20 protein-coding genes are annotated in these 26,139 nt (G+C 52.3%); 2 read left to right on the top strand and 18 right to left on the bottom strand.

The window, feature by feature from the left end:
* Positions 1–119: 119 nt before the first annotated feature.
* From secF to HMPREF2958_RS08595, 13 genes are all read right to left on the bottom strand, one after another.
* Complete coding sequence (gene secF, locus HMPREF2958_RS08655) at positions 120–1,217, bottom strand: protein translocase subunit SecF (protein ID WP_004004751.1); 1,098 nt, start codon at positions 1,215–1,217, stop codon at positions 120–122.
* Positions 1,218–1,219: 2 nt separating this feature from the next.
* The gene (gene secD / locus HMPREF2958_RS08650) at positions 1,220–2,914 is read right to left on the bottom strand and encodes a protein translocase subunit SecD (RefSeq protein ID WP_013399136.1); all 1,695 of its coding nucleotides are present in this window, start codon (positions 2,912–2,914) and stop codon (positions 1,220–1,222) included.
* An 89-nt stretch (positions 2,915–3,003) separates the two neighbouring features.
* Entirely contained in the window at positions 3,004–3,342 is a 339-nt protein-coding gene (yajC, locus tag HMPREF2958_RS08645) for a preprotein translocase subunit YajC (protein ID WP_048752078.1), read from the bottom strand.
* Positions 3,343–3,638: 296 nt separating this feature from the next.
* Positions 3,639–4,625: a Holliday junction branch migration DNA helicase RuvB gene (gene ruvB / locus HMPREF2958_RS08640; protein ID WP_179958751.1), complete on the bottom strand. Its 987-nt coding sequence runs from the start codon at positions 4,623–4,625 to the stop codon at positions 3,639–3,641.
* A 137-nt stretch (positions 4,626–4,762) separates the two neighbouring features.
* On the bottom strand, positions 4,763–5,383 hold the full coding sequence (gene ruvA, locus HMPREF2958_RS08635; protein WP_070697674.1) for a Holliday junction branch migration protein RuvA: 621 nt from the start codon (positions 5,381–5,383) through the stop codon (positions 4,763–4,765).
* A 120-nt stretch (positions 5,384–5,503) separates the two neighbouring features.
* Positions 5,504–6,169 (bottom strand): crossover junction endodeoxyribonuclease RuvC, encoded by a 666-nt coding sequence (gene ruvC, locus HMPREF2958_RS08630; RefSeq protein ID WP_013399139.1) that lies wholly within the window; start codon positions 6,167–6,169, stop codon positions 5,504–5,506.
* Positions 6,170–6,284: 115 nt separating this feature from the next.
* The gene (locus HMPREF2958_RS08625) at positions 6,285–7,043 is read right to left on the bottom strand and encodes a YebC/PmpR family DNA-binding transcriptional regulator (RefSeq protein ID WP_041321796.1); all 759 of its coding nucleotides are present in this window, start codon (positions 7,041–7,043) and stop codon (positions 6,285–6,287) included.
* A gap of 190 nt (positions 7,044–7,233) precedes the next feature.
* Positions 7,234–7,995: a type 1 glutamine amidotransferase gene (locus HMPREF2958_RS08620; RefSeq protein ID WP_070697673.1), complete on the bottom strand. Its 762-nt coding sequence runs from the start codon at positions 7,993–7,995 to the stop codon at positions 7,234–7,236.
* Positions 7,995–9,281, bottom strand: a complete 1,287-nt coding sequence (locus HMPREF2958_RS08615; protein ID WP_070697672.1) for a Mur ligase family protein — start codon at positions 9,279–9,281, stop codon at positions 7,995–7,997. The genes HMPREF2958_RS08620 and HMPREF2958_RS08615 overlap by 1 nt, the downstream gene beginning before the upstream one ends.
* Before the next feature lie 154 nt (positions 9,282–9,435).
* Positions 9,436–10,476 carry a DUF2797 domain-containing protein gene (locus HMPREF2958_RS08610; RefSeq protein ID WP_070697671.1) on the bottom strand — a complete coding sequence of 347 codons (1,041 nt, stop codon included), beginning with the start codon at positions 10,474–10,476 and terminating at the stop codon, positions 9,436–9,438.
* A gap of 57 nt (positions 10,477–10,533) precedes the next feature.
* Positions 10,534–11,412 (bottom strand): DUF6318 family protein, encoded by an 879-nt coding sequence (locus HMPREF2958_RS08605; RefSeq protein ID WP_004004768.1) that lies wholly within the window; start codon positions 11,410–11,412, stop codon positions 10,534–10,536.
* 305 nt (positions 11,413–11,717) lie between these two features.
* Positions 11,718–12,287: an HIT family protein gene (locus HMPREF2958_RS08600; RefSeq protein ID WP_070554424.1), complete on the bottom strand. Its 570-nt coding sequence runs from the start codon at positions 12,285–12,287 to the stop codon at positions 11,718–11,720.
* 48 nt (positions 12,288–12,335) lie between these two features.
* Positions 12,336–13,355 carry a potassium channel family protein gene (locus tag HMPREF2958_RS08595; protein ID WP_070697670.1) on the bottom strand — a complete coding sequence of 340 codons (1,020 nt, stop codon included), beginning with the start codon at positions 13,353–13,355 and terminating at the stop codon, positions 12,336–12,338.
* Positions 13,356–13,577: 222 nt separating this feature from the next.
* On the opposite strand from HMPREF2958_RS08595, the gene HMPREF2958_RS08590 reads away from it, so the two are divergent.
* Positions 13,578–15,173: a DNA alkylation repair protein gene (locus HMPREF2958_RS08590; protein WP_083313732.1), complete on the top strand. Its 1,596-nt coding sequence runs from the start codon at positions 13,578–13,580 to the stop codon at positions 15,171–15,173.
* A 103-nt stretch (positions 15,174–15,276) separates the two neighbouring features.
* On the opposite strand, the gene HMPREF2958_RS08585 is transcribed toward HMPREF2958_RS08590, so the two are convergent.
* The 3 genes from HMPREF2958_RS08585 to thrS all read right to left on the bottom strand — a co-directional run bounded on the left by HMPREF2958_RS08585 (position 15,277) and on the right by thrS (position 20,489).
* Positions 15,277–16,515: a hypothetical protein gene (locus HMPREF2958_RS08585; RefSeq protein ID WP_070697669.1), complete on the bottom strand. Its 1,239-nt coding sequence runs from the start codon at positions 16,513–16,515 to the stop codon at positions 15,277–15,279.
* A gap of 136 nt (positions 16,516–16,651) precedes the next feature.
* Positions 16,652–18,058 (bottom strand): hypothetical protein, encoded by a 1,407-nt coding sequence (locus tag HMPREF2958_RS08580; protein ID WP_070697668.1) that lies wholly within the window; start codon positions 18,056–18,058, stop codon positions 16,652–16,654.
* 394 nt (positions 18,059–18,452) lie between these two features.
* A complete protein-coding gene (gene thrS / locus HMPREF2958_RS08575) occupies positions 18,453–20,489 on the bottom strand; it encodes a threonine--tRNA ligase (RefSeq protein ID WP_070697667.1) in 2,037 nt (678 codons plus the stop codon).
* A 310-nt stretch (positions 20,490–20,799) separates the two neighbouring features.
* On the opposite strand from thrS, the gene HMPREF2958_RS08570 reads away from it, so the two are divergent.
* Positions 20,800–23,703, top strand: a complete 2,904-nt coding sequence (locus HMPREF2958_RS08570) for an FAD-binding and (Fe-S)-binding domain-containing protein (protein ID WP_070697666.1) — start codon at positions 20,800–20,802, stop codon at positions 23,701–23,703.
* A 491-nt stretch (positions 23,704–24,194) separates the two neighbouring features.
* Here HMPREF2958_RS08570 and HMPREF2958_RS08565 read toward each other — a convergent pair whose 3' ends face one another.
* Positions 24,195–25,136, bottom strand: coding sequence for a hypothetical protein (locus HMPREF2958_RS08565; RefSeq protein ID WP_246828097.1), 942 nt, complete (start codon positions 25,134–25,136; stop codon positions 24,195–24,197).
* Between the two features lie 225 nt (positions 25,137–25,361).
* Positions 25,362–26,139: DUF6318 family protein (locus tag HMPREF2958_RS08560; RefSeq protein WP_246828096.1), on the bottom strand; the 778-nt coding region annotated here is incomplete at its 5' end.

Here is a 26,139-nt window from a genome sequence, read left to right as displayed (position 1 = left end):
AAATGCGGCAAACTCATGTAGTGAAACTTTCAAGATTTATTGTAGGTGTTACATAAACCATAGGGGGCGCTCCTGTGAGAACGCCCCCTATGGTTATTCACTTATATACTTCCGTTGAGTTATTGGTCTGCGTTTATAACGTTGACTTCAAAACTCGGTTTACGACGTTTACGCGGTTTATCATCGTCATCCTCAGATGCGGCATCCGCCTCTGCCTGACCACTCGCGCGATATTCCTCAACCTTACGTGTGTGGGCGAGGATCTTCCGCTCGCCCAAACGTAGGGTTCCATAAAGCGGCGCCGATACGAAGAGCGTACCGACCATGCCGACCAGAATACCGACGAACAATGACAGCGAGAGATCTTGCAGAGTACCGGCGCCCAACATAAACGCGCCGATAAAGAGGATCGAACCCACCGGAAGAACACCAACAATAGCGGTGTTAATTGAACGCACTAGCGTCTGGTTCACCGCAAGGTTAATGTCTTCCGCAAATGTCCTGTCTTTACGGGAGAAAGCATCCTCGGTGTTCTCACGGATCTTATCGAAAACCACCACCGAGTCGTACAGTGAGTAGCTCAAGATCGTCAAAAAACCGATGATCGCACTCGGGGTAATCTCGAATCCGAGAGCCGCGTAAATTCCTACCGTAACAACTACGGTAAAAAGCAACCCGGCTATAGAGGCCAGCGACATCTTCCACGTGCGGAAATAGAACGCCATGCCGATCAGTGCAAGGATCACGAACACTATCAACCCGAAGAATGCCTGGCGAGTTACATCTTCGCCCCAGGTAGGACCAACATAAGAAGAGGTTACGTCATTCTCGCTCACGCCATAAGCATCTTGCAGAGCTTTCTTAACACTGAGGGTTTCGTTATCAGAGAGCTTGCTCATTTGAGCGCGGATAGTTCCGGGGGCAATATTTGTAACACGCACATCCGATGCCGAGGGTGCATGCTCTTTCACGGCGTTTTCGCCCTCAGATACCTCAGTGTGGGTGGTTCGAGATACTACAAATTCCGAGCCGCCACGGAAATCAATACCCAGGTTAAATCCACCGCTTACAAGCGGTATGGCAACAGATACCGCCATCAGCAGAACCGCAAGTAAGAGCCAAAGGCGGCGCTTGCCGATGAAAGGATAAGACCGGGCACCCGAGTGCAGGTCATTACCGAAGCGCGCAAAAACATTAGGCTTAACTTCAGCAGCCATAATTACGCCTCCTTCTCATCATTCGTTGCTTCTTCCGCAGTGGCGGCGCGCTCAGCACGTCGACGCTCCGCAATACTTAGTGTAGATTCCTTTGACGAGCGGAAACGACCGGCGCCTCGGTATAGGGGTGCTGCCCCCAAGGATTCCGGTGAAAGCCCGGAATGGCGGTGCCCCTCGCCAAAGTATCGTGTATTTGCAAGCAGAGTAAGCGCCGGGTGGGTGAAGAGATACACCACAACCAAATCAGCGATCGCAGTGAGACCCAAGGTAAATGCGAAGCCCTTCACCGAACCAACCGACACCACGTACAGCACTACTGCCGCCAGAAGGTTCACAGCCTTAGAAGCAAGGATTGTTCGGGATGCACGCTTCCACCCGTGACTGACAGCCGCTGGTATTGTACGTCCGGCCCGAATCTCATCACGAATACGCTCGAAGTACACAATGAAGGAGTCTGCCGTCGCACCAATTGCCACAATCAAACCGGCAACACCCGCCAGGGAGAGGCGATAGTTTAGGGCCCATCCCAAAAGCACAATGGCTTCATACGAGATAATGCCCGCGACCACCAAAGAAGCCATTGTCACAAACCCGAGCAGACGGTACTGGAACAGTGAGTACACAAAGACTAAAAGCAGACCAATCAGACCGGTCAGAATACCCACTTTAAGCTGTTCTGCGCCCAAAGTTGCAGAGATCTGCTGCTCTGATTGAATAGAGAAGCTAATCGGGAGAGCACCGTACTTCAGCTGATCGGCAAGATTCTTAGCTTCCTGCTCTGAGAAGTTACCGGTAATCTGCGGCTTGCCGTCTGCAATAACCGCCTGCGAGACTGGCGATGACAAAACCTTACCGTCGAGCATAATAGCAAAGCGGCTGCGGGGATCGTTCGGGCTCTGACCGCGAATAGCGTTCAGACGAGTCGTCACTTTCTTAAAAGTTTCACGGGCCGAGTCGTTGAACTCAATATTCACGGTCCAGCGACCGGTGTTAATGCCCTGCCCGCTAGTTTCTTGCGAGTGACTTGCCGTCGAAATATCGTTACCGTTGAGTTCTACCGGGCCCAAAATGAATTTCTCGTTGCCATCGGTAGAGCACGCCACGATAGCTTTCTTGGGGTCTGCCGCTTCCGCATCTTCATTATTGCCCGCGGAGCAATCTTTAGCCTCAAACTCTTTATAAAGCTCGGGAGTAATCCAGTTGGTATCTGAACCGTTATCCTCCTGTGGCTCTGCGGTAGGCTTTGGGAGTTTATCGTCAGGAGTGCGTGATTCCTCAGGTACTGCTGTACCGGGCGATGAGGATTGCAGCACCGCGCGGAAGGTCATGTTGGCGGATGCCTGAATAAGCTCACGGGTTTCTGGGCTGATATTTCCAGGAACCGAAACCACAACGTTGTTTCCAGAGCCGAAGGACGTCGTAACTTCTGCTTCCGAAACGCCCGCACCGTCAACGCGCTGACGAATAATTTCAACGGCCTGTTTCAGCTGCTCCTGGCTAACGTTGGTGTCGTTCGACCCGTTCACTTTGGGTGAGAGGATCATCTGGGTACCACCAGATAAATCAAGTGCTAGTTTTGCTCCCCACGATCCACCGGCTTGCGTGGTACCGAAAATACCAGCGGCCATAAGGATCATGAGCAAAACCATCGAGACGAGGGCGCCTCGCGCGGCTGCAAGCGGTGAACGCCTAGCCATATGTGCCCCTTACTAGTTCTATGTTCTAGATATTCTTATGTGCATGAGATAAGGAGCTTCCCCTTTTAGCGGCGAAACTCCTTGACCAGTTATTCTTTGGTCTCTGAAACGTCAGAGCTTGTTTCTTCGGATGCGCCAGCACCTTCGGCAGAATCTTCAGCAGCCGTAATAACCTGCGCAATCGAGTGTGGGTTAATGGTGATGACGGTGCCTTGAGCAATCTCAAGTTTGGCTTTCTGCGCCTCAGCATCAACGGAGACAATTTTGCCGTACAGACCCCCACGTGTCATGACTTCATCCCCGGGTTTAAGCGAAGCGATCATATCCCGCAGCGCTTGGAACTGACGTTTCTGCCGCCTAAAACTGCTGTAAATCAAAAACCCAGCAAAGACGACGACAAGAATCATCATAAGCGAATTGACGTCCATATGTTTCCTCTCCGTAGGCGCAAGCCCACCGCCGCAGGTTGGTAATTCCTACGGATATTTTGACGTTTTATCTGTGCACTACCTATCCATCCTACGCGAGAGGGCTGTGTTTCCCTACTCGTTTCATGATCTGCGTGTAGATTTTCTCAAGCAATATTCGCCGTTTTGACAATGCTCGGGCACCTTTTATGCGGATAGCTAACGCACCATTTTTAGCTTATAACCCACACAAAGGTATATCCCGACAAAGACAGTGCCTGTACCTAGTCTCCGATCTCACTGAGCAGCAGCGGGCACTAGAGGTTAATTTCAGGTTCCTCAAGCCCCAAATGCTCCCAGGCGGCAGGCAGTGCTACGCGCCCGCGCGGAGTGCGACCAATGAGACCCTCACGCACTAGATAAGGTTCAGCGACAGTTTCTACAGTCTCGGTTTCTTCCCCCACCGCAATAGCAAGAGTTGAAAGGCCCACCGGTCCCCCACCGAATTTGTGGATAAGAGACTCTAAAACGGCGCGATCTAGACGGTCGAGCCCGCGCGCATCCACCTCATACATATCAAGGGCGGTCGCGGCGTTATGAGAGTTGATATCGTGAACATCATTGACGAGCGCCCAGTCTCGCACACGGCGCAGCAAGCGGTTTGCGATACGCGGGGTTCCGCGCGAACGACCGGCGATCTCGGCATATCCTTCACTCGTGATACGCATATCCATCAAACCAGCGCTTCGGCGAAGTACAAGTTCTAACTCAGGCACAGAGTAGAACTCAAGGTGCCCGGTAAAACCAAAACGGTCACGCAGCGGACCGGGAAGCAGACCTGCCCGGGTTGTGGCACCTACCAACGTAAATTGAGGAAGCTCAAGCGGAATCGAAGTTGCTCCGGCACCTTTACCAACCACAATATCCACACGGAAATCTTCCATCGCCATATAAAGCATTTCTTCTGCCGGGCGGCTCATACGGTGTATTTCGTCAAGAAAAAGTACCTCACCCGGTGTGAGCGAAGACAGAATCGCAGCCAAATCACCCGAATGCTGAATCGCTGGTCCGGAGGTAATACGAAGCGGTGCCTCCATCTCAGCGGCAATAATCATTGCCAGGGTAGTTTTGCCCAGCCCGGGAGGACCGGAAAGCAACACATGGTCGGCACTGCGCCCACGCATTTTTGAGGCTTCGAGCACAAGGGAAAGCTGCTGCCGCACGCGCTTTTGCCCCACGAAGTCGTCAAGCGACTTAGGGCGCAGAGCCGCCTCAATCATTTTCTCCTCAGGTTCTTCTTCCATTGCAACCAGACGTTGCCCAGGAACCTGCCCTGGCACATATCCGCCGGATGTAGCGTTATCGTATGGATTCTGAGTCACAATATCGTCCTTTATGGAAGAGAACACCAAGTCTTCTTAATCCACGACATAGCGTACCGCTAATGCCGCCCCACCGTATTCTGTGCTCCCAGAGAGGCAAGTACCCCTCGCAGAGCAACGCCCACGGCTTCCTTTTCGGCATCTGGGTTATGCTGCACATAAGCGTCGATTGCGGCATCTGCGTCTTTTTCGCTCCACCCTAAAGAGGTGAGCGCATCCATAACCTGGGGCTTCCACGCGATGCCCTGGGCGGGAGCGTTTTCTTCGGCCTGACCTTCACTCAAAATGAGTTTACCAGCCAGTTCTAGCACAATGCGCCGCGCACTTTTCGGCCCGATCCCCGGCACTTTGGTAAAGGCTTTATCGTCGCCGGTTGCAACGGCTCGCTCAACCTCGGTGGCAGTATGCACGCTCAAGACGGCAAGGGCGATACGCGGACCAATCCCCGAAACCGAGAGCATCATCTCAAAGACCTCTCGCTCTGCAGGTTCTGCAAACCCGTAGAGAGTCATGGAGTCTTCTCGCACGATCATAGAGGTCAACAAGGTTGCATTGGATCCCGTGCGCAGATTTGAGAGGGTACGTGCTGTGGCCCGAACGAGCATACCAAACCCATTGACATCAAGAATTGCGCTCTCTAGCCCTACATGGGTTACATGCCCCGTTAACGACGCAATCATCTTTTCCCTCTCTTGTTACCTTGACCCTGCCAACGTGGGTGCCATCATCCAGTATATTAGAATATTTTTCTGAATGTACAGTTTATAGCAATCTTTATCGAAAATATTTCCGATATAAGTTTAGCGTCGTGTCTTTGCCTCAGCTTCAAGCCAGATTCGCTGTGCCGGCGTCAGCTTTGCATGCTGTGCGCGCACGGGGCGTGATCCCTGGTGAGTCTGCGTATTCGCTGACATATTAATGCCAGAACCAATGCCGCCACCGCGCCAACCATGACAGATTGCGATCGCTAAGGCGTCTGCTGCATCAGCAGGCTTAGGAATTTTTTCCAGCCCCAAAATCTTGGTAACCATACGACCGACTGAGGCTTTATCTGCACGCCCCGAGCCGGTAACGGCGGCTTTCACTTCAGAAGGTGTATGAAAGAAGACCGGAATGCCGCGTACTGCTGCGGCAGAAATAACCGCCCCAGAGGCATGGGCCGTACCAATCACCGTATTGACCTGCTCCTGCGCAAAAATGCGTTCAATAGCAAGAGCATCAGGTTGATAGGTATCAAGCCAGGTTTGCGTCACGGTAAAAATCCGCAGAATGCGCTCGTCAAGAGGCTCAGCGGCGGCGGTTCCCGCGATCCCCACGTTGATGAAGCTGGCTTTGCGGTTGGCGGTCATGTCAATCATGCTAAGCCCGCAGCGGGTAAGCCCCGGATCTACACCCATAATGCGGGTGGCGCCAGCAGAGCGCGGCTCATTACGAAGAGGATGGTTTTCTTGCGTAGATGCGTTCATTGTCCTCTTTCGTTGTTGCGCTGGTGGGGCTGTATATAGTTCATGCCCGAGTGGCTGCGATGCCGGTGTTTGGTACCGTGTCGTAACCGTGCTCGGGCATGAGATTAAAAGGCTTTTACTCTGCCTCTAGCTGTTCCATGACGTCAGCAGAGACGTTGGCGTTGGAGTATACGTTCTGCACGTCGTCGAGTTCTTCGATGGCGTCTGCAAGTTTGAGGAATTTCTTGGCGCCTTCGAGGTCGAGGTCTACCTGCATGGTAGGGCGGAATACGGGGTCGTCGTTGTTGTAATCAAGTTCCGCTTCATCCAGCGCTTTGCGGATTTCGGGCAGATCAGTGGGGGCGGATACAACCGTGAAGACATCGCCTTCATCGAGTACTTCTTCGGCGCCTGCGTCAAGCACAGCCATAAGAACATCATCTTCGGTCAGACCGTCGGTCTTGGTAACTTCGGCAACACCCTTGCGTTCAAAGAGGAAGGCGACCGAACCCTGATCTGCCATGGTGCCGCCGTTACGGGTGACTGCCAGGCGAACATCTGACGCCGCGCGGTTACGGTTATCGGTCAGGCACTCGATGTAGAGCGCGGTGCCCTGAGGTCCGCGAGCTTCGTACAGGATCTCGGTGTAATCGATGGTTTCACCGGTGAGCCCAGCGCCACGCTTAATAGCGCGGTCAATATTGTCGTTGGGTACAGAGTTTTTCTTTGCTTTGGAGACGGCTAGGTCGAGTGCGGGGTTACCAGAAATATCCGCGCCGCCCATACGAGCCGCAACTTCAATAGCTTTAATGAATTTTGCGAAAGCCTTTGCGCGCTTAGCGTCAATTGCGGCTTTCTTATGCTTTGTAGTGGCCCATTTAGAGTGACCCGACATTCGTATCTCCCTTGTCTCTTCTTCGCCCGTGGCGGCGTACTTGCCCTGTTGCCACGTCACAATACTTTTACACTATACCGGTTTCGCGCGGTTCTCGGATAGTTTCATACCTGCGTTTCGCGGGGTGCATACCGTCAAAGTTTTTGGTGTGCACCCCGCGACTTGTTTTGGGGCATGGCGGGTAACTGCCCTAGCGGGGGCGTTTCATAGCGGATGCGCGCGCTTTTTCGACCATCGAGTCATCAATTTTTTCAGGGGTGAACTCCCCATATTTGCGTTGTGCTGCCGCCTCAATCAGATAGTCCGAAATCTTCGGGTTCTTCGGCAGAAGCGAACCGTGCAGATAAGTACCCACCACGTTGTGCACGCGAGCGCCTTCATGATGATCTGTCGAGTTGTTCCCTACGCCTTTGGTCACGGTTGCCAGGGGCTCGCATCCTGCGCCGAGGTAGGTTAGTCCCGAGTGGTTTTCAAATCCCACGATGGTGCCGAATTCTTGTGAATCTTCAACGATGTTGCCGATCAGACGTTCGTTGCCGCCGACCGTGTAGGCATCAAAGATGTTGATACCTTTGAGAGTTTCGCCTTCGTGGGTGCGGAATTCTTTGCCGAAGAGCTGGTAGAGCCCGCAGATCACGAGCATGGGCATACCGTCTTCTGCATTCTTTTTGAGCTTGGATCCTATGGCGTGCAGGTCTTCTTGAATTACGGTTTGTCCGGAGTCTTGGCCGCCGCCTCCGATAATAATATCGACGTCGTCGGGGAAGGTATCTCCGGGGTTATAGTCGAGAATTTCAACGTCGAACCCGTGGGCGTGTGCTCGGCGTGCCAGCGCTAGGGTGTTTCCCCAGTCCCCGTAGATGTTCATGTCTTTGGGGTATAGCTGAAGGATGCGCAGGGTTTTGCCGTTATTGGGGCTTGAAACCGGTTCTCCTGCAATGGTGTGGGTCATTACGAAACCCTTTCGACGTCGGTGAATTTGGTGAGCTCTTCGCGTAGGGCGAGCATTGCGGTGTAGGTGCAGAAGATTCGCATGGGTGCGTCGCCGCTGGTGGTGATGAATTTCCTGAGGGCTTCGCTGAGGTTTTCGTTGACGTCATCCACTCGTACACCGTCGTGTTCGAGGCGCAGCGCCATATCCCAGGCGCGTACCCCTGAGACCATGTCTACACCGGTGTCACTCAGCGAGTCGAAGTCTACGTCCCATAGCCATGAGACATCACGGCCGTCTGCATATTGGTCGTTGATGGTGATCATGGTGGCGTAGTCGTCTGCGCTGGCGCTGGCGAGTGAGAGGCGGAATCCGCTGGGGTTCTTAACAAGCAGAAGCTGCAGCGGGCGGCCATTGATGTTGAGGGTTTCGCCGCGACCGAATGCCGGGGTGATTTTAGCGAGTTCGTCGATGAGGGCTTGTTTGTTGAGTTTTTCGCCCAGAACCGCACGGGTGAGGGCAATGGCGCCGGCGGCATTGTAGATATTGTAAATGCCGTAGAGGTTGATGTTTCCTTCGCAGGTTTCACCGGCGAGATCGAAGGTTGCGCTGGTACCTGAGAACGCGGTGAGGGTAACGTCTGCGGAGGGCAGTTCGCCGCGGTTGTTATTGATTCCGGCGCGCATTTCGTCGTCCGAAGGGAAGAAGGAACGCAGCGTTTCGTTGAGCCCAAAGTAGCTGATGTTTGTTCCGGTTTTTACGGATTTCGCAAGCGAGAGGATGCGCGGGTCCTCCCGGTTGAGCACCACAGTATCAGTGGTGGCTTCAGCTACAGTGGAGAGCATGCGGCGGGTTGTGTCAATTTCGCCGAATCGGTCGAGCTGGTCTCGCAGCACGTTCAGCAACAATGCGTAGTTTGGTTTGACGGCTTTGACGAAGTGCACGGCGTGGGCTTCGTCAAGTTCTAGTACGGCAATATCTGCGTCGAGTTTGCCGCTAAGATCCATGGCTCCGAGCAGTGCCGCAGCCACACCGCGCACAAAGTTTGATCCAGTGCGGTTGGTGAATACTTTGAGTCCCTGTGCTTCGAGGAGCTGCACAGCCATTTTGGTGGTGGTTGTTTTACCGTTGGTTCCCGAAACAACGACGACGCCATAGGGCAATTTGGCGAGTTCTTCGGCAACAAATCGTGGGTGTAGTTTTTCCATCACGAGACCGGGGAATGCTGATCCGCCGCCGCGCAGCGTGCTGGCGTAGCGAATGCCCTGTCCGAGAAGACGAATTAGGGGTTTTGACATGTTCACCATTCTATACCGTTTGTGGTGTACTCCTGTGCGAGGGTTCTCCGCAACGCAGCACCGGCTATGCATCGGGCTGGATACCGCTTTCCTACTATAAGGGCTAAGTACGCGACGATATGCCCCTGTACGAGATCCCCCAGAAAGTTTTGAACACGACAACCTAGAAAAGCGAGGTCTGTACCGTGACGGCGCTGAGGATATCTGCCGGTTCCACCACATAATTAGCGAGTTCTGCGGTGTTGATCAGCACAGCGGCATCCGGGTCTCCAACGTGAGCGGTCATGAATTTTCCTGCGGCTCCGGTGCAGAAGAAACCTGCTTCGCGGGTTTTGAGGATGCTGGGGAATGCGTCAAGTGGTTCCGGGTTTTGCGCACGCAACGCAGCGTAAGGGCGGCTCATTGCCACGGAGGGAACCCAGGATTCATCTAGGGCGGTAAGCTGAGCTAATAACCCAGATTCGGTAAGTGCTTCATGTGCACGCTCCACTGTGTTTTGATGCGCTGCCCGCAGTTGAGCCCCGGGTAGCGGTTCAGTCCAGGCTCGGTATTTACTCGCTACCTGTTTGACCTGCGGAATATTGGCGATGCGAGTTACCGCATCCTCAGCTTCACGAATTAGCAACCCATCGGGCGCTTGGGCTATATAGGTTGCGGTGGCGACGGCCTGCTCATCCAGACGACGCGGTGTTGAGTGTTGCGAGCTGGTACCAACTTTAGAGCTTCCGTCAGGAAAAGTGGCGATATAAAGCCTGTGGGGTTGCTGCGCGTAGGCGCGCATTCCGGGGGTCAGCGTTCCCGCGTAAAGATGCGCGGTATGCAGAGCCGTGAACTCGTCATGCGCGGCGCAATATTCGCATTGTTTCCCGCTCTCTAGGCGGTTTCCCTGTGGGCACGCTACACGCTGTATCTGCCCGGTTTCTGTATTGCCGCGTGTGTATCCGGCGCAGAACTTTTGGAGGTTCCCAGCACCGTCTAGCGAGAGCCGGAGTCCAAGAAACGCGCCCGGAGTCACGGGAACGCTCAGAACATCACCGCTGGGGTTTATGCTTGTACCGCCTGAGGCATCCGCCAACACCATGGGTTCAAGGCGCAGAAAAGGCTGCCTTTCACACCACTGCACATCACGCCAGATAAGGGCATGTGCGTGTTCGGCTGCTGTGGAAACATCAAAAATTGAGTCCAGCAGGTTGGGGTACCTCATACGTTCAGTGTAACCCTGCCTTTCACACGCGAATAGAGCTGCCGTTTTTCTCTGAGGCTAGTACTCCTCATTCTTGAAGAATTCGTCGCTGCTGAGCGAGACGGAAAGCTTCTTCAAAACTTCGAGTTCTTTAATTTTCCAGCCTTCGCCCTTCACATAGACGAACGTGGCTTTCATTTCTCGGTTCATACCGCGGTTGCGGTAGATTTTGTTGTTTTGCAGGCTTTCTTCGTTATACCAGGCGTAGCGGTTGCGTTTGTAGGAATAGGTCACCACCCATTCAGCAGAGTCCCCAGAACCGACTTTTTCCGAGCTTAGAATCTCTACCTTATAGAGTGGATTCACAGGCCAATATCCCGCCGAGGTCATATCGTCAAACTTCATGGACTCTTCGGGCGTATCCCCGCGGTCTTCGGGGGTGCGGGTGTCAAACGTTGAAGGACGCTCGGTAAATTTATAGTCTTTGGTGAAGAATTGCAGCGACTCTTCATCAGTCATTTCGTGATTCGTAAGAATCTCATATTCATGGAATTTCGCAAGACGTTTAAGCAACGTTTCTGGTCCTTCAATCCCCTGCTCTTTGACTTTAGGGTCGAATTCAGGCTCGTGAACGTTATACGCGGGGTGCTCTTCGGTAGCCGCAACGAATTCTCCGTTGTCATAACGGTTCTGTTCACTGGGTGTCAGGGGCGCTTGTGCGCCGCTGGGCAAGAGTGCAGGCCCGCTGGGTTTGATCTTAGCGGGGGAAGGTTCTGCTGTTGGCGTCGGGTTGCCGCTGGCGTCGTCATAGGAGTTTCGGTTGTCCTCAGAGGCCGTGGAATTTCCGCCGCTGTGGCTCATAGGGGAAGATGCCACGCATCCAGGCGTAGCTAGAATGCAGCCCGTGAGAGCGAGAGATAAAAGGGTACGCTTGTACCCAGCGGCGGATGTTGTCATCAACAAACCAGCTTTCGAGAGTGGTTGGTATGCGGTTAATGTTGAAGCCGGAAGAGCGCTTCAAGCGGTGATGTTGCTATCTCTATCCTGCCACATGCACACGCTAAAAGCATTAATGTACCAGATCATGGTTTAGTGTGGAGGATTTCAAGAGCAATTTTGCGATTAAAGATCAGGTCACGAGCGTATTTTTACGTCGCATTAAGACTTCGGAACACTCATGAAGTATACCTGCATACGCGGTTTAACGTGAATGTTTCATGACTCCTCAAAGTAACATAACTGTCGGAAACGGTCAGGCGGGGCTATGAGGGCATGCGAGCGAACCCGTCGGCGATAATCTGGCGCATGTCATCAAGGGTTCGAGACATAGTTTTCGTATGGGCAATAATGGGTAGAAAATTGGTGTCACCACTCCAGCGAGGAAGAATATGCTGATGCAGGTGATCGGCTATACCCGCTCCCCCAACTTTGCCCTGATTCATGCCGATATTGAACCCGTCATTATGGGAAACTTCGCGCAAAACACGCATTGCACGCTGAGTCAGGCGTGCCATTTCGAGAGTTTCTTCCTCACTCGCCTGATCGTACAGAGGAATATGGCGGTACGGGCAGATGAGCAAATGCCCCGGATTATAGGGGTACAGGTTGAGCAGAGCGAAGGCGTGCTCTCCACGATAAACAATGAGTGATTCTTCATCACTGCGCGAAGGGGCTGTGCAGAATGGGCAGGTTTTCTCAGTATGGTCCTGCTGCCCGCCGCTCACATAAGCGGTACGATGCGGTGTCCAGAGCCGCTGGAACGCATCGGGCACGCCGGGCAGCTCGAAGTCATCGGTGACGTTCGTGTTCTGGGCATTCTGGTTTTCGCTCATACCCCTATTAAACCGTATATTTAACTCCGCGAGCGGCTCACGTGCGCTCTAATCTGAATCACGCCCCAGGCGCACCGCGATCTTCTGACGAATCACCGTGAGCGTCTGCTTAGTCTCTTCCAGCAGTTCCATTGGTTGTTCGGGCTCGTGATCGTCTTCTTCGTTATCAGTGGCAAGATTGCGGTGAGAGGCGAGAAATTCCTGGGTGAGCTCTTCGGGTGGATGATGTACCGTGCCGTCTCCCATACGGATAGCGAGCATCGCCTTAAGCTCGGCGATTTCGGCGTGAAGTGCCTCAATATCGGCTTTCGTTGCGGCGTGATCTTCTTCAGTGACTCCGCTAATTTTTTCGATCACCCAGGTAGCAAGCGCACCAGTAATCACGCCGAACAGACCAACCCCGTATATCATGACAACCACGGCAATAACCCTACCGGGTACGGTCACGGGGTATACGTCGCCATAGCCCACGGTCGCCAGTGTTGCGAGAGTCCACCAGTACGCCGTCCAGATATCTTTGATGAGGGCACCTGGGGCACCTTGCTCAATGGAGAAGATAGCGAGGGCCGCCATGATCACGAAGATCAGTGTGTACCCGAAGAGTTTAACGGCCAGTTCTGAGAGCAGTTTGTACTGGCGGTTGGCGGTCATGTGGAGCATCGCCAAGAAACTCACAATACGCCAGGCTGGCAGAAGCACAATGGCAAGGTTCATCAGGTTATGCGTGAAGAAGTAGATACGCCGGGGCGCCAGGTAGAGACGCACACAATAATCGACCGCAAAAAGCGCCCACAGTATCATTTGAAAAATATTGAGGATGCCGTCAAGCGGTGCGCTAATGCGCGTGCTCACAATGGGCGCGGCGTAAGCAACAAGGTACAGGAGCGAGGCAATAAAAAGCGGTTTATCGGTGCTGCGCTCCCATTCGTTGAGCCCTTCTTCGCCGCGGGTAATCTTAGGGCGGCGCTTATTGTGTGGCTGGTCAGCTGCGGTATCGGTGAAAACGGTGTTTTCAGGCTCGGGTACGGTACGGGTGTGTGGTGTTTCTGTACCGTTTGCCTCTGCCATACTGCCCAGTCCTTACATGCTCTTCGTTGAAGCAGGTCTGCCGTGAATTGTCGGTTCACGTGCAAACCTTTCTACAGCCATCATATCGGTTTTCTGCAGGTATCTGTGGATGCTCCTTACCTCACGTGGGGACACTCGCCGCTCGGGAACGTTGGTTTGTTTCGGGTGTTTGGCCCAGACCAATACGTTATAGAGAATGGCCGCATCTGAGAGACTAGAATCATGAGTTCTTCAATCTCTCAGGCAGTCCGTGAGCTTGCCGAACCAAAGCTGGCGGAGTTCACGGCGAAGCTGATTCCTACGGTTGATCCCGAGCGGATTTTAGGCGTGCGTATGCCCGCACTGCGCAAGCTCGCTAAGAAGCTGCTGCGTGAACATCCGCAGGAAGTCACGGAGTTTAAGGCGGCGGTTCCGCATGATTTTCAGGAAGAAGACCTGCTGCATGTGCTGCTTCTCAACGAGGAACGTGACTTTGCCACCTGGCATGCGGAAATTACTAATTTCTTGCCATATATGACGAACTGGACTCTTACGGATGCCGTCTCCCCGACCTGCGTGAAGGGCCGCAATGCAGCCAACCTGCCGAAGCTGGAGCGGGCCTGCCTCAACTGGGTGGTTGATGATCGCGTGTATGTGCAACGTCTAGGCGTGGTGGTGCTCATGTCTCTGCTGGGCACCGAGTATTTCTCACCGGAGCATCTGCGTAAGGAGTACGAGTACAACGGCATCGACACCTGCGCCGTGGACGGCATGTGCCAGACCCGCTGCCCCGTGAACATTAACACTGGTGATCTGATTCGCCGCCTGCGTTCTGAGAACCAGGACAAGCTGGCTGCTACCGGCTGGAAGGTTGCCGCGCAGCAGTGGGGCGTCATGGATAAGGTTGCCGGCAAGGCCCTGACCGTGGCTCAGAAGCTGCCGTTCCCCGTGGTGCACGGCACCACCAACATTGCCCGCAAGGTCATGGGCGACGACACGGTCCCCTCCTACAAGAAGGGCCTGCCGGTCGGTGGCCCGGCACGTAAGCCGCACAAGGACGCAACCGCTGAGATTGTGTTCTTCCCCGCCTGCGTGAACTCCATGTTCGGCGGCGTGGACGGCGACGGCAAGCATGACCCGGTCAACGCAACCCAGGCGTTCATCCGCCTGTGTGAGCGTGCGGGCGTGAAGTACCGCATCCCGGACAATATTGGTGAGATGTGCTGCTCCACCCCGTGGAAGTCGAAGGGCTTCACCGACGGCTACTCGATCATGAGCGACCGTGTGCTGAAGTCCCTGTGGGAGGCTACTGACGATGGCCGCCTGCCGGTCGTGTGTGACGCTTCGTCCTGCACTGAGGGTCTTGAGGTGATGCGCAAGAAGGTTATTGAGGCGCTTGAGCACAAGATTGTGAACGGCCTGAAGCCGGGCGAGCCGGATTTCTCGCGTCTGCGCATGTACGACGCGGTGCAGTTCGCCGCCGACAACATGCTGGATAAGCTGACCGTGTCTGCTCCCCTGCCGTCGATTGCTCTGCACCCGACCTGCTCCATGACTCACCTGGGTACTCAGCCTGCGTTTGAGAAGATTGCGAACGCGATGAGTGCCGACGTGTACGTGCCGAAGAACTGGGGTTGCTGCGGTTATGCGGGTGACCGCGGTATGCTGCACCCGGAGCTGACGGCGAGCGCTACGGAGGCGGAGGCTGCGGAGCTGAGCGAGCAGAAGCAGTTCGCCGCATACATTTCGGCGAACTGCACCTGTGAGCAGGGTATGACCGAAGCAACCGGCCACACCTTCCAGAACGTGCTGCAGCTGCTGGAACGCACCACCCGCTAAAAGGCTGAGCGCATAGCAACGGTATAAAGAAGGGACCCGGCGGGCTATCTGATGGATAGCCTGCCGGGTCCTTTATTAATAGACAGACATATACCTATATAATTTAGTCTTCTAGCTTTCTTATATATCGCAAAAGTGAATTACGAAAATTAGACAACCATTCTTTTGCAAAAGATCTTTCAACAGGACTACCTTTTAACAAATCTTTAACACGCTTATTGAGTTTATTAATATCAAGCGCTTGGAATCCTTCCTTTCCCACTCTTTCATCATTGACATGCAAAGAAGCTTTAAAAATTCTAGGGGCTTTATTCTCAACATAGTCCCTGAATAGGAAATGCCTCAAAATAAATGAATCTATCCTATTAGACTCAACCCCATTTTGAGAGTAAAAATTTATTAAATCCTCAAATGGGGACACGTAAAATTGCTGAGCAGAGTGGATGGCCACAACATTGGGTACATGAAAATCATTACATGATTTGGGGAGATATTCATATTCAACATTTTTCGAATTCCACTCCGATTCTTGAATATCTTCAGGAACGACATGAATGAGAACCGTCGAAGACAGTGGAATATAGTACGATATTCCATATTTCAGATCTGGGCTATGAATATACATGCGATATATATCATTCAGACTATCAATAGATGGGTGAAGTTCAAAATCTGTAATAGGCAAAAAATGAGGAGATATTCCCATATCAGACAGGACAAATCTCCTGCTATCATCTATTATAATTTTAAATTTATACCTTTTAAGGTAGTTACTTTCATACATTTTATATAAGTACTCTCTATTATATTGAATGGAGTTTTTGATTATATTCTCTTTATCTCTTTGCCTTAAGCCTTCGTACATTTCAAGGGTATTCGCATACAGGGAATCCTTAATAAACTCTCCCGCAAACGGCGACCGCACAAACATTTGGGCAATATATGAAACGAGAATACCAAATCTTCCCTCATCCAGCTCTTCATGCATTTCAAGCGAATTAATGACACCGCCTATGGATCCCTCAGTCTTATGAAAAATATTCTTATCTAAGTCAATGAGATCTATCTTATACACCTTATAATATCCATTATCCATAGTTTTTTGATCTTTATAATATTTAGAAATTTCATCAAATTCTCTGGGCGTAAAATTAGTATCATGCTCTCCCACAGAGTATCCGATATCCTCTGCTACTACACATTCTGTCTTACCCTCATGAATATCCCTCTTAAGGACCTCTTGTCTCCTCCAATTAATTTTATTATCTTTGCATTCTCCTTCAGGAAGGTACCCAAACCTACCGATTATACTCGCAGGAACTATATGATCTTTCCTAAGCAAAACTTACTCCTTCAAAATACTCAACAATAAAATTACCTAGCAATATTAACAATAAAGCTGTGACAAATAGCAAGATTCAACTGATAGATTCCTTACCTTCACCTCCCCTACTCAGCGTAATTAAGTAACCCTAATCCTAAAATTTTTTCCAACCCTTAATTGCACATGGTATTAAAAGTGGAATCATAACAAAAAACGCAATAAGCACGCTCCATACCATGGCCATCAATTTCTCAACACCTGATTTATCGTTACTTAGCAATAAGGGCATAACTGTGGGAATAATCATAATAAATGCAATATATAGCGCATACCTTGCGAGCTTTTCTTGACTCTTTGCAAGTTTTTCTTGGCTAATAGAAAGATCTTCCTGCCGTTGCGTAGAATTAATCCCCTCAATTTTTTCAACAGAATCCTTTAAGACATTCAAATTCTGCTCAAAATGAAGAGCCGACTCCACCTTTTCCATAGCAATAACATGCTTCCCACCTCTCGGATTCGTGCGACCCATATCATACATAATATACATTCTATTGATAGCATTATTAATATTCTTAATTTCTTTTTCATCCTCCGCAGAAACGAACTTCTGAATCTGACCTGTGTAATAATTTACAAGAATATTTTTCAAAATCGATAGCATGATTGCATCCAAATGGAATAACTCAGCATACCCCTGGAAACAAATCGGCGAGTTGCTACCCTTTGTCTCTGAATCCGGAAAATAATAGACCATACCATTTGAACGAGCATAAAAACACCATTTATACTTACGATCTCCTTCAATTCTTAGCCATTTAGGATCCTCTTTATCCCACTTTTCCCTGGCTGCATCAGATGGTTCTCTACGATCCGCAATTTCATGCAATTCCTCGATGAACTTCAACCTATCTGAATCTTTATCTTCCTTCTTGAGGCCCCTGAAATTTTCTAAAATCTTTGAATCACTGAACTTAAGCGAATTAACTATATTCACTACATACATAAATGGTTTAATATTCTTTTTCCACATGGATTTCTGTAGCTTATCGCCTTCGAATCCATCCCTATCTCTTTTCGCTCCCTCATCATCAATTTTAAATCCAGGGATCAATTGATTTTCAGCAAGATATTGGTACACTTTTTTAATATCAATTTTAAATTCTTTACCTGTTTCTTCTTTGGGCACCTCAACCTCAAGCACTGCCAGCCCTGGAATTTCATCTGATGAACAGATATTTTTTTCAGCTAGAAGTATTTGAATGCGGGTAACAGGATACTTATACACTTCATTCGTTTCCTTCACTTCAAGGCAGTTTTTTAGGTTCTCCGTGTAGTATCTATGATCATTTGTGTAGAGCAAATTCCAAATAGTCTCCGGAAAATTATCCCATCGACTATCAGCATCGGAGATACGTTCTATAATTTGGTTTTTTTCTTTTCTCCAATATTTCACGTCAGGTACACCTGCAATCCATCCTACACCTTGATTTCCACCATTATTTTTGAATTCTTCTAAACTTTTTTTATCGGTAAAAATTGAAGCCAAAATATATGTCTTCATTGTCTCGCTCCTTAAATTATTCTTAGGCGTACAAATTTTTTGAATCAAATTCTCTAAATTTTACATACGTGACTATGCATCTTCTCCTTGATTTTGCAGATAGAATACCTGGCGATTAAACACACACGAGGTGCCTAGACCGCACCCAGACGCCCTTATCCGAATCGTACAATTACCGGCACCTCCGAATAGCAACGAACGTAAGTACCATCATTCACATTAGCACGAAGACACCCGCCCGGACTAGGAAAAACTCCACCACAACACAACTTTCTGTACCCAACCACGCTCCCCCACCCGCGCCTCCTCAAAGCGCATAGAAACCACCCCCTCCGCAGCTTGTCACCGCAAAGGGGGTGGTTTCTATATATGAGTTAGACCAGCAAGCCTAGTATTACTCAGCAGCTTCGGTGCTGGGCTTGGGGTCTTCGTTCACGCGGTTGCGGATATGCTCCACAATACGTGCCACAGCCTCATCCACGGGCACACCGTTTTCCTGTTTGTTGCCGCGGAAGCGGAATGAAACTGCGCCAGCCTCCGCGTCCTCGCCGCCAGCGATCAGGATGAACGGCACTTTCTCGGTAGAGGCGGTACGAATCTTCTTCGTAAACCGGTCCGAGCCGTAATCGACCTCAACGCGCACACCCTGCTCACGCAGCTTATCCGCAATCTCGGTCATATAGTCGTTGAAAGCCTCCGCCACAGGCACACAAATCACCTGCACCGGTGAGAGCCACGCCGGGAACGCGCCCGCATAGTGCTCAGTCAGCACCCCAAGGAAGCGCTCAATCGAACCGAACTTGGCCGAGTGAATCATCACCGGCTCCTGAATCGAACCGTCCGCAGCCTGGTACTCCAAACCAAACCGGCTGGGCTGGTTGAAGTCATACTGCACGGTAGACATCTGCCAGGTGCGGCCAATCGCGTCCTTCGCCTGCACCGAAATCTTCGGACCATAGAATGCAGCCCCACCCGGGTCAGGCACCAGTTCAAGGCCGGTCTCTTTCGCCACCTGCTCCAGCACGGCGGTAGCCTGCTCCCACTGCTCATCGGTGCCGATAAACTTATCCTTCTTATCGCCCTCAGTATCGCGGGTTGAAAGTTCCAGGTAGAAGTCCGTCATGCCAAAATCTTCCAGCAGGCTCAGCATGAAATTCAGCAGGTGCCGCACCTCATCGGGTGCCTGCTCCTTCGTCACATACGAATGCGAATCGTCCTGCGTAATCATGCGCACGCGGGTCAAGCCCTGCAGCACACCCGACTTCTCGTCACGGTACACGGTGCCGAACTCGAAGAAACGCAGCGGTAACTCACGGTACGAACGCCCACGCGAACGGTAAATCTCGTTATGCATGGGGCAGTTCATGGCCTTCAAACGGTAGTTGCCGTTGTCGAGCTCCATCGCCGGGAACATGCCGTCAGCATAATACGGCAGATGCCCAGACGTGTAGAACAGGTCTTCCTTCGAGATATGCGGGGTGCTCACGTACTGGAAACCCTCAGCAATATGGCGGGCGCGCACATAATCTTCCATCTCGCGCTTAATCACACCGCCCTTAGGGTGAATCACCGGCAGGCCGGGGCCAATATTCTTCGGGAACGAGAACAGGTCAAGCTCCTTGCCCAGACGACGGTGGTCGCGGCGCTCAGCCTCAGCAATACGGTGTTTATACTCCACCAGCTCGTCCTTCGTGGGCCAAGCGGTACCGTAAATACGCTGAAGCATGGGGTTCTTCTCAGAACCGCGCCAATACGCGCCACCGGCACGCATGAGCGCGTAACCGTTAGCAATCAGCTTAGTATTCGGCAGGTGCGGGCCGCGGCACAGGTCATTCCACAGCACCTCACCGGTTTTCGGGTGCACATTGTCATAAACCGTAATCTCGCCCGCGCCCACCTCAACCGAGGCACCCTCTGCGGCATCAGCACCAGAACCGGGACCTTGGCTAAGCGAAAGCAATTCGAGCTTATACGGCTCGTTCTTCATCTCTTCAACCGCTTCATCGTGGGTCACCACGCGGCGGCGGAACAGCTGGCCCGACTTGATGATCTTAATCATCGACTTCTCGATCTTCTTCAGATCCTCGGGGGTGAAGGGCTCAGCCACATCAAAATCAAAATAGAAGCCGTCAGTAATATAGGGGCCGATGCCCAGCTTGGCGTCTTTGCGGTATTCCTGCACCGCCTGCGCCATCACGTGCGCCGCAGAATGGCGCAGCACATTCAAGCCATCAGGTTCGTCAATGAAAACGGGCTCAACGGTATCGCCCTCAGACAGCTTGTGAGAAAGGTCAACCAGCGTGCCATTCACGCGGGCAACCACAATCTTCGCGTTATCCGCAAAGAGTTCAGCAGCGGTGGCGGCAGTAACCTCGCGCTCCTCACCGGATACGCTGATCTTAATAGGTGCTGACAGTTCAGCGGCAGACATGTGTCTCCTTTAGGTTAGGCACGGGGCCTACTCCCCAGCGTACGGGGCCAGGATAGGCGAAGCCGCGCAGACTAATCCGCACTGTACAGGTGCACGGACATCACCATTCTACGGCGTTCACAGCAAATTTTCAGGTAACGGCTCAGGGTGGACACAAAATCAACGGTAGTTTCCCGCCATAATCCCTTAGTAAAACGGGTATTCCGGCGTGTAAGCCTAGCCAAAGCTAAGCAGACATAACGTGTGCAAAAGCACATACTGGAAGGATAGGAAGAGAACTATACCTACACCGGTAAGGAGATTAAGACCCATGACAGTTGTATCCAATACATCCGAAGCTCTGAACTCCCCCTACTCCAAAGCCCTTGAGCATATGCTCGCCGAAACCCGCGCGCACGCCCTCGATTCCAGTGTTAAAGAAATCGACAGGCTCGCTATCGCGCACGATGCCTCGCACTACCTGCTGGTGCCCGCCGGAATCGTGCGCCCCGATTCTGCGGAGGCGGTAGCCGATATTTTCCGTGCCGCCAGCGCCTTCAACCTGCCGCTCACCTTCAGGTCGGGCGGCACCTCTCTATCAGGGCAGGCAAGCGGCGACGGAGTAATGGTTGATACCCGCCGTAACTTCAAGAAAATTGAGGTGCTTGACGGCGGCAAAAGGGTGCGTGTTCAGCCCGGCGCCACGGTGATGGCGGTCAATAATATGCTCGCGCCCTACGGGTACAAACTCGGGCCTGACCCGGCCTCATGGTCAGCATGCACTATCGGCGGGGTGGTCGCCAATAACTCCTCGGGTATGTCTTCCGGTACCGAATTCAACACGTACAACACGCTGGAATCTATGGTGTTCGTGCTCCCCAGTGGAACCGTTATTGATACTTCTGCGCCCGATGCGGATGCACGCCTGCGCGCCCTCGAACCCGAGATTCACGAGGGTCTGCTGCGCCTGCACAAGCGCGTGGTCGAAAACCCGGAATCGGTTGCGCGCATTCGCCAGCAATACTCCATGAAGAACACTATGGGCTACGGCGTGAACTCTCTGCTGGATTACAGCACACCGATTGATATTCTGCAGCATCTTCTGATCGGTTCCGAAGGAACACTCGGGTTCGTGGCGTCTGCAACCTACCGCACCTTGCCCATTCATAAATTCGTTTCAACCGGTCTGCTCGTATTCGATAACCTCTTGGATGCAACCCGTTCCGTGCCCGAGCTTGTGGCTAACCGTCTGGCGACGGTTGAGCTCATGGACGCCACCAGTATTCGCGTGGCGCAGCGTACCGGGCAGGCGGCGGAGGCCCTTGCTGCTATTGATGTGCGCGAGCATGCGGCCCTTCTCGTGGAATTTCAGGGAAACTCTGAGCAGGAGCTCACCGATCTTGCCGCATCTGCCGCACCTATGTTTGATGCTCTCCCGGTGGTGTCGCCGGTCGAAATGACCAGCAAACTTTCTGAGCGTAATGCGCTCTGGGCTGCGCGGCGCGGACTGTACACCACGGTTGCGGGCAACCGCCCCACCGGCACGAATGCGCTGCTTGAGGACGTGGTGGTCCCGGTGGACGTGCTCGGTACCACCTGCCGCGATCTGACCGCGCTCTTTGACGCCCACGGCTACCAGGACTCGGTCATTTTCGGGCACGCAAAAGACGGCAATATTCACTTCATGCTCAACGAGCAGTTCCGCGATGCCAAACAGCTTGTGCGGTACCGCGAATTCACCGAAGAAATGGTGCAGCTCATTCTGGAGGCCGACGGCTCACTCAAGGCAGAGCACGGAACCGGGCGTATTATGGCCCCGTTCGTGCGCCGCCAATTCGGCGACGAACTCTTCGAAGTCATGCGCGAAATTAAACGCCTGATCGACCCGAAGGGTTTCCTGAACCCGGGTGTGGTTCTCGCCGAAGAAGACACCGATTACGCCACCGACCTGAAAGTCGCCGAAACCGTCGAGGAAGAAGTCGACCGGTGCGTGGAATGCGGGTACTGCGAACCGGTGTGCCCCTCCAAGGATTTAACGTTGACCCCGCGCCAGCGCATTGTGCTGCGCCGCGAAATCGCTGCGGCAGAAGCTAATGGTGACACTAAACTTGCCGAGCGTCTGCGCCAAGAATACGAATACTACGGTGTGGATACCTGCGCGGTAGACGGCATGTGCGTAACGCGCTGCCCGGTACTGATTAACACGGGTGATTTGGTGCGCCGCCTGCGTGCCGAGAACCAGGATGCTCTCGGTGCCGCCGGGTGGAAATTCGCCTCAAAACACTGGGGCACAATCGATAAAGTGGCGGGTAAAGCGCTCACGGCCGCAAAAATGCTGCCGTTCCCGGTGGTACGCGGAGCCACCGATATTGGCCGTAAACTCTTCGGCGAAGACCTGGTGCCCGCCTATAAGAAGGGGCTTTCTGCCGGCGGCGCGCCGCGCGTTCCTCATGCGGAAGCAAACCCCGATATTGTGTTCTTCCCCGCCTGCGTGAACGCCATGTTCGGCGGTGTTGATGGTGAAGGTAAGCACGACCCGGTGAACGCGACCCAGGCGTTTATTCGCCTCTGCGAGCGGGCGGGTGTGAAATATCGGGTTCCCGAAGGTATCGACCAAATGTGCTGTGGCACGCCGTGGAAGTCCAAGGGGTACACAGACGGCTACTCAATTATGAGTGACCGCGTGCTCAAAGCACTGTGGCAGGCGACCGATGGCGGACGCATCCCGATTGTGTGCGATGCTTCCTCATGCACCGAAGGCCTTGAGGTGATGCGCGCGAAAGTTGCAGCCGCCCTAGAGCATAAAATCACGCAGGGTTTGGGGGCAGGCGAGGCCGATTACGCCCAGTTGAAGCTTATTGACTCGGTGCAGTTCGCCGCCGATACGCTGCTGCCGAAACTCACGGTGTCAGCTCCCCTGCCGTCGCTGGCGCTGCACCCTACCTGCTCAATGACTCATCTGGGTGTGCAGCCAGCATTCGAGAAGATCGCAAACGCCATGAGCGAGCAGGTATACGTTCCCAAGAACTGGGGATGCTGCGGTTACGCTGGTGACCGCGGTATGCTGCACCCTGAGCTCACGCAGAGCGCTACCCGTGCCGAGACCGCTGAGCTAAACGAGCACGAGTTCGCCGCATATGCTTCCTCAAACCGAACCTGTGAGCAGGGTATGACCGAAGCAACCGGACATACCTTCCAGAACGTGTTGCAGCTTCTAGAGCGGGCCACTCGGTAAAGCTTTGCTCCGTTAGAACCGTAGGGCTGTGGGGCGGCATCGTAGGATGCTGTTGCCCACAGCCCTACGTTTATAATACTTCTTATTTCAACAGCTCAGGAGGCCAGTTTATATTCTGCTTCCCCCGGATATACAAAAACGCTATGTCCTGTTCCTAGCGTCAGAGCTAAATCTTCAGGACATAGCGTTTTTAGCGAAATCGCTAATAATCGTGTTGTGCGGTGCGATATAAGAGCAACCCGGAAGTTTTGTTGCCCAAGGTAACCCTTCAGAACTACCTCACTTCTAACATTAGCCTTATCTGTAAGCGAACTTCAAAGATATTCAGAAATTGTAACCAAATCTTTATGTTTAGCGAAAAGTTCAACCTTTTATCAACATTTTGATAGTGTAATACCAATTTTCACGACAGGGAGTATACGAGACTTTCTCCTGTACAATAAAACAGTTTTTATATGTGAGGTATTACTCTTTATATACTGACAATCTGTTTACATGTTGGGCCAGGTCGGGTGCAACCGACCCTCACTATCCCCCACCCCCACATCATCCAAATGCCACCGCTGACCCGTATACACATCCACCTTACGCAACTGCGGATTCGGATTCCCCACATCAGGCTCCTCAGCATGCCCTGGACACCCTTTCGCTCCCGGGTCCTCAGTACAAGTCGTGCCCACCGAATGCACCTCAGACTCCCACACCCGCACCAGCACCGGCTCGCTAATACGGGTGATCTCGGTTCCGAAAAACTGCCACGGCCCACCATCAATACTGTACTGACCCGCATACGTCACCGTGACATAGGCATGAAAATTCCCCACCATCGGATACGCATAACTCGTCGACGTCTCATGCAAGGATTGACCAGAATACTGTGAAGACACCGAGCTACCAGCACTATGTGTTTTTAGATCGTGCCCGTCTCCATACTCATACCGATACGCCACCGGTACCGCCCGAATCCTGGTATGCCCGATAGGTAGGTCTCCTTCAAAAATATTACTGCTGCCTTCTAGGGTGGTGTAGAAATTCGTTTCCTCACCCTTAGTGGTATGTGGTGGATGTGCACTATCCAAGATCAGGTGCGGATGCGCCGGGATCAACTCCAGCAAATGGGTGTGCATCTCGGTGATGATCCGTTCGTACTCGCTTTGGGCTTGCTGTGCTGCTTCCGGATCGTTGAGGGTGCATTTGTTTCCATAGAGCTCATTGATCATATCCGGGATAGCACGCCCGGTCTTTGGGGCTTTTTCAAACGTGCCAGCCTGACCATCACGACTGAGGCAGTACGAGCCGTCATTAGCGACATCAAACCCGAACGACCGCTGGTCACCGTTCTTACCTTGCGCAAACCCAAACTCACCATGATGATGCTCCCGATACCACCGCTGATGTTCTTCTTCTCGCCTGGCCAGTTCTCCTTGGTCCATCTGTATACTCTCGTCACCTTGATGGGAATTATCAACAGGATGAGCATTCTGCCCCTGTTTATTCCACCGATACGTGTAAGTCTCCTCTTGTTCAGAACACCAGTATGTATTTGAATTACCACACACAACATCAGCTACAGCTAATGTGTAGAAATCCAAAGGTGCACAGAGCAGGATGAAGGCTGTTAGGAGCGGAAAAGCTCTAGTTCTCATGATTTCTTGAACCTACTTCTTATCCAACTCGATAGGGAATACGTTATCAATAAGCCAACGATTACCATCATGATGAAGCGAGAGAGTGTACCAATTATCTTCATAGTCTTTATTTGATACTTCCCGGTAATCTTTCCCGTTCGCTTCAACGTATATAACATGAGACCATACTAGAAAGAATTTCCACTCGTATTTGCCGTTGCCCTGGTTGATAGGTTCGCCGTGGAATTCATACTTGTGACTGTCTCCACCCATGATCCATCCCCCTTTCTTATAAAGGCCAGAGTCGAAATCATAGGATTTTTTCTCATTGGTAAAGTCTTTACTAATGAGTTTTTTCGCCTCGCTATAATCTCCAGTTTGCATGCCATAGTTACGCCATTCCGTCCACGCCTGCACCGTCTTACGCATCCCCTCCAAGGAAGCATTCGTATACCCCTCCTCCGCCTTTGGCTTCGGAACATTCTGCGCAGGACCATAAAAATCCGCAGGACGATACTCCCCCTCCGGAGCTTTTGATTTCCCGGAATAATGCGGCGGCACACTCGACGACGGCGAAGGGCTCTCGCTTGAAGAAACAGACGCAGAACTGGAAGCACCAGCACCTTCCGCACTAGAAGAACTCGAACTCTCAGTAGTCGCTCCAGCAGGCTTCGAGTCCTCCCCACAGGCAGATAGCAACACAGCAAACCCAGAAACGCCCAAAACGCTCATAAGGGCACGACGAGACAAACCAGGGATACGAGTATTCATCGATGAACACATCCTCAAAAAAATTGTGGCTGGGTGA

The organism is Rothia sp. HMSC036D11 (assembly GCF_001814205.1).
Taxonomy (GTDB): domain Bacteria; phylum Actinomycetota; class Actinomycetes; order Actinomycetales; family Micrococcaceae; genus Rothia; species Rothia dentocariosa.
Note: the sequence above shows the minus strand (reverse complement) of the source record. Positions and strands in the feature narration are given on the sequence as shown.

Bases quoted from the DNA above. Each gene is read 5' to 3' on its own strand.
- secF (WP_004004751.1), bottom strand. From the start codon at position 1,217: ATGGCTGCTGAAGTTAAGCCTAATGTTTTTGCGCGCTTCGGTAATGAC.
- secD (WP_013399136.1), bottom strand. From the start codon at position 2,914: ATGGCTAGGCGTTCACCGCTTGCAGCCGCGCGAGGCGCCCTCGTCTCG.
- yajC (WP_048752078.1), bottom strand. From the start codon at position 3,342: ATGGACGTCAATTCGCTTATGATGATTCTTGTCGTCGTCTTTGCTGGG.
- ruvB (WP_179958751.1), bottom strand. From the start codon at position 4,625: ATGGAAGAAGAACCTGAGGAGAAAATGATTGAGGCGGCTCTGCGCCCT.
- ruvA (WP_070697674.1), bottom strand. From the start codon at position 5,383: ATGATTGCGTCGTTAACGGGGCATGTAACCCATGTAGGGCTAGAGAGC.
- ruvC (WP_013399139.1), bottom strand. From the start codon at position 6,169: ATGAACGCATCTACGCAAGAAAACCATCCTCTTCGTAATGAGCCGCGC.
- HMPREF2958_RS08625 (WP_041321796.1), bottom strand. From the start codon at position 7,043: ATGTCGGGTCACTCTAAATGGGCCACTACAAAGCATAAGAAAGCCGCA.
- HMPREF2958_RS08620 (WP_070697673.1), bottom strand. From the start codon at position 7,995: ATGACCCACACCATTGCAGGAGAACCGGTTTCAAGCCCCAATAACGGC.
- HMPREF2958_RS08615 (WP_070697672.1), bottom strand. From the start codon at position 9,281: ATGGTGAACATGTCAAAACCCCTAATTCGTCTTCTCGGACAGGGCATT.
- HMPREF2958_RS08610 (WP_070697671.1), bottom strand. From the start codon at position 10,476: ATGAGGTACCCCAACCTGCTGGACTCAATTTTTGATGTTTCCACAGCA.
- HMPREF2958_RS08605 (WP_004004768.1), bottom strand. From the start codon at position 11,412: ATGACAACATCCGCCGCTGGGTACAAGCGTACCCTTTTATCTCTCGCT.
- HMPREF2958_RS08600 (WP_070554424.1), bottom strand. From the start codon at position 12,287: ATGAGCGAAAACCAGAATGCCCAGAACACGAACGTCACCGATGACTTC.
- HMPREF2958_RS08595 (WP_070697670.1), bottom strand. From the start codon at position 13,355: ATGGCAGAGGCAAACGGTACAGAAACACCACACACCCGTACCGTACCC.
- HMPREF2958_RS08590 (WP_083313732.1), top strand. From the start codon at position 13,578: ATGAGTTCTTCAATCTCTCAGGCAGTCCGTGAGCTTGCCGAACCAAAG.
- HMPREF2958_RS08580 (WP_070697668.1), bottom strand. From the start codon at position 18,058: ATGAAGACATATATTTTGGCTTCAATTTTTACCGATAAAAAAAGTTTA.
- thrS (WP_070697667.1), bottom strand. From the start codon at position 20,489: ATGTCTGCCGCTGAACTGTCAGCACCTATTAAGATCAGCGTATCCGGT.
- HMPREF2958_RS08570 (WP_070697666.1), top strand. From the start codon at position 20,800: ATGACAGTTGTATCCAATACATCCGAAGCTCTGAACTCCCCCTACTCC.
- HMPREF2958_RS08565 (WP_246828097.1), bottom strand. From the start codon at position 25,136: ATGGACCAAGGAGAACTGGCCAGGCGAGAAGAAGAACATCAGCGGTGG.